This is a genomic window from Kaistella flava (ex Peng et al. 2021) (assembly GCF_015191005.1).
Taxonomy (GTDB): domain Bacteria; phylum Bacteroidota; class Bacteroidia; order Flavobacteriales; family Weeksellaceae; genus Kaistella; species Kaistella flava.
The window spans coordinates 600954-614240 of sequence record NZ_CP040442.1 but is presented as its reverse complement, the minus strand read 5'-3'; the positions used below and the strand labels follow the sequence as shown (position 1 = coordinate 614240).

Annotated in this window: 14 protein-coding genes and 1 other RNA gene; 1 reads left to right on the top strand and 14 read right to left on the bottom strand. The window is 34.1% G+C overall.

What is annotated here, in order from left to right:
• Positions 1-103: 103 nt before the first annotated feature.
• The 10 genes from Q73A0000_RS02800 to Q73A0000_RS02755 all read right to left on the bottom strand — a co-directional run bounded on the left by Q73A0000_RS02800 (position 104) and on the right by Q73A0000_RS02755 (position 8786).
• Complete coding sequence (locus Q73A0000_RS02800) at positions 104-682, bottom strand: glutathione peroxidase (protein WP_193812574.1); 579 nt, start codon at positions 680-682, stop codon at positions 104-106.
• Between the two features lie 5 nt (positions 683-687).
• Positions 688-1350 carry a histidine kinase gene (locus Q73A0000_RS02795; protein WP_193812573.1) on the bottom strand — a complete coding sequence of 221 codons (663 nt, stop codon included), beginning with the start codon at positions 1348-1350 and terminating at the stop codon, positions 688-690.
• A 147-nt stretch (positions 1351-1497) separates the two neighbouring features.
• Positions 1498-2238, bottom strand: coding sequence for a 3-deoxy-manno-octulosonate cytidylyltransferase (kdsB, locus tag Q73A0000_RS02790; RefSeq protein ID WP_193812572.1), 741 nt, complete (start codon positions 2236-2238; stop codon positions 1498-1500).
• A 1-nt stretch (position 2239) separates the two neighbouring features.
• On the bottom strand, positions 2240-2707 hold the full coding sequence (locus tag Q73A0000_RS02785; RefSeq protein WP_193812571.1) for an RES family NAD+ phosphorylase: 468 nt from the start codon (positions 2705-2707) through the stop codon (positions 2240-2242).
• Positions 2707-3183, bottom strand: coding sequence for an antitoxin Xre-like helix-turn-helix domain-containing protein (locus Q73A0000_RS02780; protein ID WP_193812570.1), 477 nt, complete (start codon positions 3181-3183; stop codon positions 2707-2709). Before Q73A0000_RS02780 ends, Q73A0000_RS02785 begins: the two co-directional genes overlap by 1 nt.
• A gap of 71 nt (positions 3184-3254) precedes the next feature.
• Positions 3255-4508: a pyridoxal phosphate-dependent aminotransferase gene (locus tag Q73A0000_RS02775; protein WP_193812569.1), complete on the bottom strand. Its 1254-nt coding sequence runs from the start codon at positions 4506-4508 to the stop codon at positions 3255-3257.
• A 106-nt stretch (positions 4509-4614) separates the two neighbouring features.
• Positions 4615-6327, bottom strand: a complete 1713-nt coding sequence (locus Q73A0000_RS02770) for a phospho-sugar mutase (protein ID WP_193812568.1) — start codon at positions 6325-6327, stop codon at positions 4615-4617.
• Between the two features lie 56 nt (positions 6328-6383).
• The gene (locus Q73A0000_RS02765; protein WP_193812567.1) at positions 6384-7085 is read right to left on the bottom strand and encodes a GIN domain-containing protein; all 702 of its coding nucleotides are present in this window, start codon (positions 7083-7085) and stop codon (positions 6384-6386) included.
• Positions 7086-7183: 98 nt separating this feature from the next.
• Positions 7184-8134, bottom strand: coding sequence for a glycosyltransferase family 2 protein (locus tag Q73A0000_RS02760; protein ID WP_193812566.1), 951 nt, complete (start codon positions 8132-8134; stop codon positions 7184-7186).
• Between the two features lie 73 nt (positions 8135-8207).
• A complete protein-coding gene (locus Q73A0000_RS02755) occupies positions 8208-8786 on the bottom strand; it encodes a DUF4199 domain-containing protein (protein ID WP_193813635.1) in 579 nt (192 codons plus the stop codon).
• 73 nt (positions 8787-8859) lie between these two features.
• Between Q73A0000_RS02755 and ffs the strand changes: the two genes are divergently transcribed.
• An RNA gene (ffs, locus tag Q73A0000_RS02750) (signal recognition particle sRNA small type) lies at positions 8860-8957 on the top strand.
• 149 nt (positions 8958-9106) lie between these two features.
• Here the strand turns inward: ffs and Q73A0000_RS02745 are convergent.
• From Q73A0000_RS02745 to Q73A0000_RS02730, 4 genes are all read right to left on the bottom strand, one after another.
• Positions 9107-9787 (bottom strand): metal-dependent hydrolase, encoded by a 681-nt coding sequence (locus Q73A0000_RS02745; protein ID WP_193813634.1) that lies wholly within the window; start codon positions 9785-9787, stop codon positions 9107-9109.
• 30 nt (positions 9788-9817) lie between these two features.
• Positions 9818-10750: a 1,4-dihydroxy-2-naphthoate octaprenyltransferase gene (gene menA / locus Q73A0000_RS02740; protein ID WP_193812565.1), complete on the bottom strand. Its 933-nt coding sequence runs from the start codon at positions 10748-10750 to the stop codon at positions 9818-9820.
• 68 nt (positions 10751-10818) lie between these two features.
• Positions 10819-11655, bottom strand: a complete 837-nt coding sequence (locus tag Q73A0000_RS02735) for a 1,4-dihydroxy-2-naphthoyl-CoA synthase (protein ID WP_193812564.1) — start codon at positions 11653-11655, stop codon at positions 10819-10821.
• A 691-nt stretch (positions 11656-12346) separates the two neighbouring features.
• Positions 12347-13258: a cation diffusion facilitator family transporter gene (locus Q73A0000_RS02730; RefSeq protein WP_193812563.1), complete on the bottom strand. Its 912-nt coding sequence runs from the start codon at positions 13256-13258 to the stop codon at positions 12347-12349.
• Positions 13259-13287: the final 29 nt, after the last annotated feature.

Genomic DNA, 13287 nt, shown 5'->3' with positions numbered 1-13287 from the left:
TTTATCAGGCACTAAAAAAGGTTATTGAGTATTCTCAATAACCTTTTTTAATCATAATAATTACTGATATCTTTGAAATCAGCATCTATTTTTTTTCAATATACTACTTCAAATATTTTGTAATAGAATCGCTTGTAGGTTTGGTTGTGCTGATAAATGAATCAATTAAATGACCATTTTCATCAACAAGAAACTTGGTGAAATTCCAAAGGATTGTAGTGTTTTTAACACCGTTTAAATCCTTCTCTGTAAGATATTTAAAGATTGGCGCAGTATCAGCTCCTTTTACAGAAACCTTTGCCGCCAAAGGAAAAGTAACACCAAAGTTTTTTTCACAAAAAGCTCCAATTTCCTGATTGCTACCAGGTTCTTGTCCACCAAAATTATTGGCAGGAAAGCCTACAACTACTAAATTATCTGGATACTCTTTTGAGAGCTTTTCTAAGTCAGCGTATTGAGGAGTAAAACCACATTCTGACGCCGTATTTACTATTAAAATTTTCTTGCCTTTAAAATCAGCGAAGTTAATTTCTTTACCATCTAAACTTTCAACTTTGTAATCATAAATAGTTGTTCCCATAGTATTCTCAATGGTTTTTGTTTGTGAAACATCGTTTTTTTGATTCTTACAACTTTGTAAAAATACACCAGCTGACAATAGTACTAAAAATAGCTTTTTCATTCATTTTAAAATTTAAAAGTATTCGCGGGGAATACCTTGTTGGTTTCGATTTTATTTAAAATCATTACGAAATCGCCATCTTTCTTTGGAGAAGAAGATTCGATTCTGTACGGCATCATCAAAGATCCGACCATTTTATAATCAGAATATAATAAGGTTTCATCTTTTTTAAGTTCCTTTAAAAGCATGTAAGTTTTAGAGTCAAAAAAGTAAAGTGTTTTATTAACATTTTTTGTCAATTCTACTTTATGACAATAAATATCTCCTACTTTTTCTTTGCCCAGATATTTCGCATCAAAACCTTTGTTTTCCCAATCGATAAAATCATTGTCAAAACTTTCCGCCATATAATTCGGATATTCCTGAATTTTATTGGCTGCGTAATTCATCGCATATCCTTTAGTTCCGTCGTAACCTTCAACTGCAGTTTCCTTTTTACCAATGGTAATGGTAGTTTTGGTAAGATTGGGTCTTTGTTGATAAATCTTAATCGGATATTCATCATTGATTCCCAACGTAACTTTTCCTTGTAATAAAACGGAATTTAACAATTTCCAATTGGTTAATCCACCTGTTAATTCTATGTTTTTGTCGATAATTTCTTTAGCAGTTTGCGCTGAAACTATAGATCCTACTGCTATTAATAAAACTAAAAATAATTTTTTCATACGATAACATTGCGTTCTTATCAACGCTCTTTCTTACATTAAATTTTATTTTGACAAATCAAGCCTTGCCACTATTTATAAATCGGAATAATTTTCAAATATATACTTTTAGAAATGAAATAAATATGATTTGAAACATCTCAGGACTTATTCTTCCTGCATTTTATTCAAAATCGACCGTGCTTTTTCTAAATCTTCAGGCACATCAATTCCAACTCCCACGAAATCGGTTTCAATCATTCTGATTTTCATTCCATATTCCAAGTACCGAATGCACTCAATTTTTTCTGCAATTTCTAAAGGTTGCATTTTTAATTTCGAAAAATTCAGCAAAGCATTTTTTCTAAAAGCATAAACGCCAATATGTTTATAATATTCTGCTTTCACAGAAGTCTCGCGAGGATATGGAATTACCGAACGACTGAAATACAAAGCAAAACCTTGATTATCAGTAATAACTTTTACGTTATTTGGATTTTCTATTTCCTCAATTTCTGTCAGCTTTATTTTTAAAGAAGCCAACGAAATTTGTTCCTCTTTATCATTATTAAAAACAGAAATCAATTTTTTCAGAGGTTCGGTTTTCAGAAATGGTTCATCACCCTGAACATTGACCACGATATCACACTCAATATTTTCTACCGCTTCAGCAATTCGGTCACTTCCTGTTTCGTGTTCACCAGTCATGACCGCGTTTCCACCGAAATTCTTAATTTCATTAAAAATAATTTCGGAATCAGTAGCGACAAAAACTTCATCAAACAATTTCGTTTCGACCACATTTTGGTAAGTCGTTGCAATGACGGTTTTTTCACCTAAAATCTGCATCAGCTTTCCAGGAAACCTACTGGCTTGATAACGAGCGGGAATAACAGCTATAATCTTCAAATTATTTATATTTTTTTAAAATAAGTTCTAATCTCTCATCAGGATAAAAGCCAAGAATATCAATAAGTTTAACTTTTTTATAAGCAGGATGAAGCGTGTTAATTACGACATTAAAATTTTCGGGTACCACTGCAGAAGGTACTTTCAAAGCAAGATCTTTTGCAGCATCAAACCATTGATCTCCAATTTCTTGGCAATTTTGGTAATTCCGAAAGTCTCGCCAACTTTTTGGTAAATGAGAGCTTTCTACTATTAAGCAATCAGCGATTGTCGGTAACTGAATCACCATGATTTTAAAATCATTATTAAAACCAAATCCTTTTCTAAAATTCATGGTTTCTAGATAAGCAAGTGATATACTTTCTGCTGTATATAATACTTTCTTACCTTCACTATTCCAGCGTCCTTCTAAACCACTTGCGAAAAGAGTTTTAGAATATTTCTCGTGTACAATCCTGTAAACTAACATTATAAAGGATATCCTTGTGCCAATTTTTCTATTTCTTCAGCGACCAAATCTACCCCACCAGAAGTATTAATCAAATCAATCGGTTTTTCCTCGGAGTTCCAGAAGGGACGTGCAAGCCAAAGCGTAAACTCTTCTAATGAACCAAAAATCTCCTCACCTAGATTATATAAATTAATCAATTTTAGGAGATGCTCACTATAATTAGGATCTAAATCTTTATTCTGGTCACGATAATTACTAATGGTTCTCGGTGATAAATTAATAACTGATGCTAAAGTTTTTTCGGGCATTTTTATGATTTCTGCTAACGAATAAAACACATGAGTATCTACGCCATGCCTCGCCTTTTTTATTAGCGAATAATCGTCTTTAATAACAAAAGCACTCAAACGTGTACTTCCGTACGCAACAGCCGGCTCGGAAACAATAGTTTTCCTTTCGGTTTTCTTATTAGAATTTATTTTATTTACTGACATGATAATATTTTTAATAATTACCTCACCACAAATATAGAAATTTTTCCAATGCAAAAGTGAAAAATTTCACTTTATTTTAATTTCTTCAATGCCAGTTCAAGCCTTGGTAACATATTTTTGATTTCATCTAAAGAAACTCCACCTGCAGAAGCACGGAACCACGGCATATCACGAGAATTTCCAAACGCAGAAAAAGGAACTAATGCAATTCCAGCTTCTTCAATTAAATAGAAAACAAGATCTGAAGAATCCTTAATTACAGTTCCATCTGGTTTTGTTTTGCCTACATAATTCAGTTCCACGGTTAAATAAAGCGCACCCATCGGTTGAATACTTTCTACAGCGAATCCTTTATTTTTAAGTTCTTGAATTCCGTTATGAAGAACGGTCAAACTTTCGGCGATTTCTCCTTTAAAATGATTGACGAATTCATCCACTTTTTCTGGATGATTTAATAAAACAGAAACTGCTTCCTGCTCTGGTTTTGGCGCCCAAGCTCCAATATGACCGAGCAAAGCTTTCATTTTATCGATAATTAAAGATGGACCAAAACTCCAACCTACACGAACTCCAGTCGCTGCAAAACATTTGGAAGCACCATCAATATAAATCGTGTAATCCTTTAATTCAGGGTATAACGAAACCGGATCAAAATGTGCACCACCAAAAGCCAGCATAGCATAAATCTGATCGTACATGATGTATAAAGGTTTTTCTCCTTCGCCACGACTTTTATTTTCTTCTATAATCAATTCACAAATTTCAGCAAGTTGCTTTTTTGTAAACATCGTTCCAGTCGGATTTAAAGGCGAACAAAGCGCAATTAAAACTGCTCCTTTTAAATGAGGTTTTAAATCTGCCGCTGTCGGTAAGAAATTATTTTCCTTCGTCGTTTCAACTTCAACTTTTTGAGCATCAGTCAAATAAGAATAATGATTATTATTCCAAGACGGAACAGGATAAATTACTTTATCATTTGCATCAACAATTGTTTTAAACACTGCATAAATCAAAGGCCTGGAACCTCCAGCAACCAAAATATCATTTTCAGAATACTCTAAATTCCAACGGTTTTTAATATCCTTTGAAATCGCTTTTCGCAAAGATAAAAGTCCATTAGCCGGTGGATAATTGGTTAAATTATTTTGATAGGCTTTCTGAATTTCCTCTTTTAACAAATCAGGAATCGGATAAATATTTGAATTCAAATCACCAATCGTAAGATTCGCAATTTCAGCACCTTGGGATTTCATGTCATTGACTTGATTTCCTATTTTGATGATTTCTGAGCCAATAAGGTTGGCTGCCAATTTTGATACTTTCATATACTTTAGTATTTGAGTATGGACTTTTATTGTAGAAATTTGCTGATAAAGAAATTCAGATTTCAAACGAAAAAATTAAGCTTGAAATCTGAATTTTAAAGTCAAATTAGAGTTTTAAATCTTCTTTAACTTGATTTATTTTTTGACCTAATAAAGCTGCTTTTTCTTTAAACTCTTCTTTTGAAGCTATTTGATCTTTCACAGAAACATAGAATTTAATTTTCGGCTCTGTTCCAGATGGACGCACACAAACTTTAGTTCCATCTTCAGTATAATAAATCAAAACGTTCGATTTTGGAATTTCATCCATCACCGATTTTTTATTTTCTATCACATTTAATGAAGTTTGTTCCTGGAAATCTTTTACGATCGCCACTTTTGAACCTGCAATTTCTTTTGGTGGATTTTCACGGAAATCCTTCATCATTTGCTGAATTTCTTCAGCTCCCGTTCTACCCTTTCTCACCACATTAATCAGACCTTCATAATATAAACCAAGATCTTTGTAGATCTCAATCATATATTCAAACATGGTAGTACCGTTAGCTTTACACCAAGCTGCAATTTCGCAAGCCAATAAAATTGAACCACAAGAATCTTTATCGCGAACGAAATCTCCAGTCATAAAACCGAAACTTTCTTCACCACCACAAACAAATTTTTCTTTGCCTTCGAAGTCACGGATCATTTTACCAATCCATTTAAAACCAGTCAAACCGATTTTACAATCAACACCAAATTTATTAGCAATATCTATAAAAATGTCAGAGGTAACAATCGTAGAACCGATGAACTCTTTTCCGGTAATTTTACCGGCTTTTTTCCACTGGTCTAAAATATAATAAGTTAAAATCGTATTGGTTTGATTTCCATTCAGCAACTGCATTTCCCCTTCTAAATTTCTAACAGCAATTCCCAATCGATCACCGTCTGGATCAGTTCCCAGAACGATATCACCATTGGTAATTCTTGCTAAATCCATTGCCATTTCAAGAGCAGCTGGTTCTTCAGGATTTGGTGAATCAACGGTCGGAAAATTTCCACTTGGAATCATTTGCTCTCTCACCAAATCAACTTTCTTAAAACCTGCTTTTTTAAGTGACTGAGGAACAGTTGCATACGTTGTTCCGTGGATTGAAGTGAACACAATATTCAAATTATCTCTGCCGACATTTTGATATAGAGAGTTTTCCATACAAGCATCGATATAAACATCATCTTGTTCCGGACCAACCCATTCGATTAAATCATCGTTTCCGTTGAATTTAATTTCACTGAATTTTACTGAATAAACTTCTTTAATAATATTCTCATCATCTGGCGGAACAATTTGTGCTCCGTCATTCCAATACACTTTGTAACCATTATATTCAGGCGGATTGTGAGAAGCAGTCAACACAATTCCAGCGTTACATTTCTTATCTCTAACCGTGAAAGAAAGCTCAGGAGTTGGACGGTGTTCTTTAAAAAGTAAAACTTTGATTCCGTTTGCAGTTAAAACATCTGCACACATTTTCCCAAATTCTTTTGAGTTATGTCGAACGTCATAAGCAATCGCAACTTTAATTTCCTGATTAGGAAACTGCTGATGAAGATAGTTTGCTAAACCTTGAGTTGCTTGTCCAAGCGTATATTTATTCAAACGGTTTGTTCCAACACCCATAATTCCACGCATTCCACCCGTTCCGAATTCTAATTCCTTATAAAAAGAATCTTCTAATTCATCAGAATTGGTATCAATCCATTCTTGAATTGTAGTTTGGGTTTCTTCATCGAAAGTATCTGTTAACCAGAGTTTTGCTTTTTCTAAAGTTGTCATATCAATATTTTTTTATTTCTAATTTTAAAGTTTTTAAGAGCTGTTCAAATTAAATTTTAATCCAATTCTTTGTGTTGAACAGTTGCCGTTTCATCTATTTTTATCGCACTAATTGGCTCACTATAATACGTCAGTTTCGCCGTATTTTTAATGCTTCCTTTTAAAGAATCTTTTACATTAACTTCAGCATAGTTTCCATTTTTAGAAGTGATATTTAAATGGTCAATCATCCAATAAGGTGCTATAATACTTGCAGTATCAGAGATTTTTAAAACTGCATCTTTAGTTTTACCTAAAAAATTAGCACGACTTTTTTGCGTCATATCAACTTCCGCTCTTCTTGAATTAACAGACCCAATAAATTTAGCGTTATTTTTTAAAGTAAGTTTAAAATTATCCGTCTTTATTTCACTGGAAATATTCAATTCCACAGATTGCGACATCGAAACTTGCTCTAAATTATATTTCGAATAAATAGTGATATTATAAAAATCAACGCCTTCCGTCTCGCGGTTTTCAGAAATGGTTAAAGTCTTATCTTTTACTTTGATTTTCAAATTATCACCGACGTTTTTATAAGTTTCAACATTCACGAAACTGCTGTCACTTTTAATATAAAAAGCCCTGAAATTACCATTCAGATTAAGGTTGACAAAATCTTCCACTTTGATATCTTTACTAACAATATCACCTTTTGGTGAAACTTTTCCGCAAGAGAATAAACTGAAAACAAGGATGATATAAATTAAATTCTTCATTATTAAAGTGAGATAAAAAAGACTTTTCGTTATCTACTATTTTTAAATTATTTTTTTAAAATTTCTTCTAAAGGTCGATAAGTCACGACTTGTTCCTACTAAATTACTTGCTCTACGTGATAATTCTCGTGTTGTCTGTTGGTTCTGATAATCATTTCACCCAAAAATCCTGCGATGAAAAGAAGTGTTCCTAAAACCATCATGGTTAATGCAATAAAAAACCAAGCATTATTCGTTAATAAATGTCCATAGATTCCTTGAGAAACATCAATTAACTTTGAGATTCCCAACCATAAAGCTGAAAGAAATCCGACGATAAACATTACTGTTCCGGCAGCTCCAAAGAAATGCATTGGTCGTCCACCAAATCGGCTAACAAACCAAAGGGTAATCAAATCTAAAAATCCACGCACGAAACGTTCGGATCCAAATTTAGAAGTTCCATAAGGTCTCGCTTGATGCTGAACCGGTTTTTCAGTAATCTTTCTAAAACCTGCATTCGCAGCCAAAACCGGAATATAACGGTGCATATCTCCATACACATCGATGGATTTTACAACTTGTTTTCGATATGCTTTTAAACCACAATTAAAATCATGTAATTCTACACCAGATAATTTTCTTGCTGCCGCATTGAATAATTTCGAGGGAATATTTTTGGTCATTACGTTGTCAAAACGTTTCTTTTTCCAGCCGGAAACAATGTCGTAACCTTCCGTTTTAATCATGTCATATAATTCTGGGATTTCTTCCGGAAAGTCCTGTAAATCAGCGTCCATGGTAATAATAACATCACCGTTTACCCGTGCAAAAGCAGCATGTAAAGCTTGAGATTTCCCGTAATTTCTAGAAAATTTAATTCCGTTAATTTGTGGATATTGAACCTTTAAATTTTCAATAATGTTCCAGGAAAGATCGGTGCTTCCATCATCTACGAACCAAATTTCATAGGAAAGGTTGCGGGAATTACAAACTTTGTCGATTCTTGAAAAAAGTTCGTCTAGAGATTCTTCTTCGTTGAGAAGTGGAATTATGATGGATAAATTCATTTATTATAAAAGATTATTAAGACAAAATTAGTGGTTTATTTTTTTTAATCAGCATTTGAATAAGTGATTAAAATCAAAGTTCTGATCTGCTTCTGAAAAAACTCGCGAAAAATGTAGATAAAATGACGTAGAAAACAAGAATCGCAGCGAAATAGTACGAAAACTGACGAAAGCTAAAAAAATCTTTATCCTTGGTCATTTCATGTGAAATACGCAGCTTATTTTGTGCATATTCCTTTTCCAATTCTTCTTTTTGCTCATCCGTTTTTAATATGGGTTTAGCCGTATTGTACTCATTATCCATTTCAGTCTTCTGTCTATCAAGATATTGAAAGTTCAACAAATCTTTGGCAGCTGGATCTACAAAGTTTAAAAATAGGAACATTACGATCACCGATAAAAATCCACCAACAAACATTGGTTTAAAAGCGCGTCCAAAAGCTTCACGAAATCCCATCCGGATTCCTGCTTTTCTTAACACGTTTACGGAGAAATAAGCTCCTGCCAAATAGATTACAGGCATCAAAAAGGAATTAATAAGCATCGTATTATCGAAATAACTGGTATTCATTCCGAAAAAATACATTCCAAAGAAGACGACCATTGTTGCAATAAACAGCACAAAACCAATGGTATAGACATTTTTAGTCATTTTTAAATTACTCAATTTTATTATTTTTTATGTTTAGAATTTTGAATTTTGAATTAAAGGCGTATATTTGCAACGGCAAGTCCTAAACAACCAGCTCCTGAGACTCCTCCAGGGTGGGAACGCAGCAAAGGTAATCGGTTGTAGCGGTGTGATTTAGGTAGCTTGCCATTTTTTGTGCCTTATATTCTCGTTTTTTCATTTCACTTAAAGTTTTTTCGTCCATCCAATTCTCTTTGGTTTTAAGATTTTTAATCTGCATATCTGAAACTTTAAATTATTATGTGAATTACCGAAACGTTTTATTTTACTCAGTTCTTTTTTTAAATTTCAAAATCTTCACCTAATTTTGGTAAAGTAAATTCGATATTTCTTTCTGAAAAGAGTTGGTGAGCTTCCTCATGATTAATTTTAATCGGCGGAAAAGTATCGAAATGACATCCAATTACTCTCTTTGTTTTCAGCAATTCTGCTGCAGCAAAGCTCGCTCTACGTGCACACATCGTATAATGTGAACCTACAGGAAGTATTGCTAAATCGATATTCCCAAACAATTTCGGGAATAGTTCCATATCTGCCATAACGCCGGTATCACCTGCTAAATAGATGTTTTTACCCGGAAATCTGAAAATGTACCCAGAAGGTTCGCCACCATAAGTTCCATCGGGAAAAGAGCTGGTATGACTTGCCGGAACCATTGAGATTTTTAAATCTTCAATCTTCGCAGAACCACCGAAATTAATATCAATTGAATTCGCATGAGCAAAATATCCACAAATCTCAGGCTGGCCTATTACAGACGCTTCCGGATATTGCTGTAGAACTTCTTTCACATCAGCAATATGATCGCCGTGCGCATGTGTAATCAATACATAATCGATTTTCTGCGCAGAAATATCAAAACCAGATTTCTCTTTTTGATAATTATAAAAAGGATCACTTAAAATCGTTTTCCCTTTGTAAGTGAACAAAAAACAGTTTTGTCCCAGAAATTTTATTTTCATCGTAGAATCCATGTTCTTGATTTTTAAATTTTAATTGAAATAATTCAGTCCCGCTGCTACTAAAATAGCCATCGTCAAAGTCAAGATTCCAACTTGTTTTAAGAATGGATCTAATTCTCTTGGCTCGGTAACCTGCATGATTTTACGACGAAGCGCAGTCATTGGAAGCATCAAAATGAAAAAGATAAAAGCGTAGTATTTACCTTGCGTATGCAAACCGTTCATCATCATGAATACCAATATTAAAAGCAAAGGCAATTGCAATAAAATGATTTCGTACACCATTGCTTTTTTAAAGCCTAATCTTAAAGCTAAAGTTTTCTTACCACTTGCTGCATCACTTTCGATATCTCGCATATTGTTCAGATTTAATACTGCTGCACTCAACAAACCAACCGCTGTTGCGGGCAAAAGTAGATCCCAGTCGAAATGTTTGGTGAAAAGAAAATAACTTCCACACACCGAAACCAATCCGAAGAAGATGAAAACCATGATATCACCAAGTCCTAAATAACCATAAGGTTTTTTACCAATCGTATAGCCAATTGCTGCCAAAATACAGGCAACTCCCAACGCAACAAAAGTGTAAAATTCCTTCATTAAGTTTTCTCTAAAGAAAGCCAAATACAAAAGTGCAATCGTAGCAACCAATGATAAAATAGAAAATAGAATAACGGCATTTCTCATTTGAGTTGCGGTAATTCTCCCTGAAGCCACGGCTCTTTGCTCAGCTTCATTCACTCTTAATTGATCTGTTCCTTTAATTCCGTCGCCATAATCATTTGCGAAATTTGATAGAATCTGGTATAATAATGTAACGACCAACGCCATCGCAAAAATCTTCCAATCCCAAGTTCCACTAGTTTCGTTAATTCTCCATCTTGCGATGAAAGAACCTAAAATAATTCCACTCATCGAAAGCGGTAATGTTCGCAGCCGCGCTGCTTTGATCCAATCTGTCATAGTTGATAATTGATGATTCATAATCGATAATTGTAAAATCAATCATCAATAATTACTTATCATTTATGTTAAGAAATCCAATTATTATCTCCGAAGTCGGGTTTTCTTTTTTCAAGGAAAGCATTTCTACCCTCTTTCGCTTCTTCAGTCATGTATGCTAAACGTGTTGCTTCACCAGCGAAAACTTGCTGACCAACCATTCCATCGTCTGTTAAATTCATTGCGAATTTTAACATTCGAATTGACATTGGTGATTTTCCTAAAATCTCCTCAGCCCATTCGTACGCAGTATCTTCTAACTCAGCGTGAGGAATTACAGCATTCACCATTCCCATATCGGCAGCTTCTTGAGCAGAATAATTACGTCCTAAAAAGAAAATTTCTCTGGCTTTTTTCTGTCCAACCATTTTTGCCAAATAAGCAGAACCATAACCACCATCAAAACTGGTAACGTCGGCATCAGTTTGTTTAAAAATCGCGTGCTCTTTACTCGCTAAAGTAAGATCACAAACGACATGCAAAGAATGTCCGCCACCAACTGCCCAACCATTAACCACGGCAATCACAACTTTCGGCATGAAACGAATCAATCGTTGAACTTCTAAAATATTCAAACGGTGTCTTCCGTCCTCACCTACATAACCCTGTTCACCACGAGCTCTCTGATCGCCTCCACTGCAAAAAGCATGACCACCATCTTTCGGGCTTGGACCTTCGCCGGTCAACAATACAACGCCAACCGACGAATCTTCGGAAACGTGGTAAAAAGCATCATATAATTCGGAGGTTGTTTTCGGGCGAAAGGCGTTGCGCACTTCCGGTCTGTTAAAGGCGATTCTTGCGACGCCACCTTTTTTTTGGTACGTAATATCTTCGTATTCCTTGACGGTTTTCCAGTCTGTCATTTTGCGTAAAATTTTGCGTAAAGATAGGGAAAATAAAAAGCCAAGTCAAAATGAAAAGACGTTTAAATTAGGACAAATTCGTAGTTTTTAGGAGCATGAAGATTGAATTTTATTTCGAAGATTCCACCCGCTTTCCGCTGTATCTTTTTTTCGTCTTTCCTCCTCAAAAAAGGATGTCGCTGCAATCGGGGCTAAAAGAAAGAGATTTTTCTATTTTCGAAGATTTTTTGGAAAATTGAATGATTTAGTACGGATTAAATTAGAAAAAAAGATATCGAGTTATCAAAGAAAAGAAAATGTTGAAAATATCTCTTTCCTACGGACGCCTTAAAAATATTTTCCTTGATATTTTGACTGCTAAAACTGTGGGAACGTAATATAAATAGAATAATTCATCTCTCAAAAAAGATAGCGTTCCACCAGAACGCCCCAAATTCTTCTCTTTATATATTTCTACAGAGATACGATTCCTCCAGAATCACGTTTTACGTTATCAAAAAATAATCTAAAAATAGAAAAAACATTTATAGAAAAAGCAAATACACAATCATATTAACCGAAACATTGTTCCGGAGGAACAATATCTCTGTAGAAGATCAATTTGGAGTAATGATTTTGCGTTCCGGAGGAATGCTATCTAAAAGTAATTAGAAATTTGCGTAATAAAAATATTCAAGCTTATTTTTACGACTTAATAATCTTCTTTATCGAAAGATTTTTCACCAAAATAAGTTTCAATGGTGGAATGCTTAATTTGAAGATGCTCCAGTTTGTGCTTAATGGTATTTTTCAAATCTTCAATTTCGGTAATCGTAAGACTTTCTGAGATTCGAACATGAGCGGTCAATGCATTTTCAGTCGTACTTAAAGCCCAAATATGAACATGCTGAAAATCTACTACTCCATTTATTTTCAGAATCTCTTCTTTTACTTTTTCTGGATTTACATTTTCAGGAACGCCATCTAAAGATAATTTTAAACTTTGCGTCAACAAACTCCAAGTTCCAATTAAAATAACGACGCCTATTATAATACTCAATAATGCATCTAACCAAAACCAATCCGTATAAATAATAATAACCCCACTAATAACAACTGCTAAAGAAACTAACATATCAGCTACCATATGCAGGTAAGCGCCTTTCACATTAAGGTCTTTTTCTTTATCTTTTAGAAATAGCCAAGCGGTAATTCCATTCACGAAAATCCCTACGAATGCAACGATTGAAACCACTCCGCCTTCCACAGGTTGTGGATTTAAAAACCTCTCAATCGCTTCATAAATAATAAATCCGACGGCGAAAATTAATAAAATAGCGTTTGTTAATGAAGCCAAAATTGTCGCTCTTCGAAAACCATAGGTATAAGTTGAAGTTGGTTTTCTCTTTAATAACTTAAAAGCGATTAAGGATAAGACCAAACTCATTACATCGCTTAAATTGTGTCCAGCGTCAGAAAGTAGAGAGAGTGAATTGTAAATCCAACCATAACCGGCTTCGATAATCACAAAAACCAAATTCAATCCAATAGCGATATAGAAAGCACGATTCAAATTGCTCACATTAATCTGATGCGAATGGTCATGGGAATGATCGTGAGCCATAACTATTTTGCTTATCTAATATCTAGAAT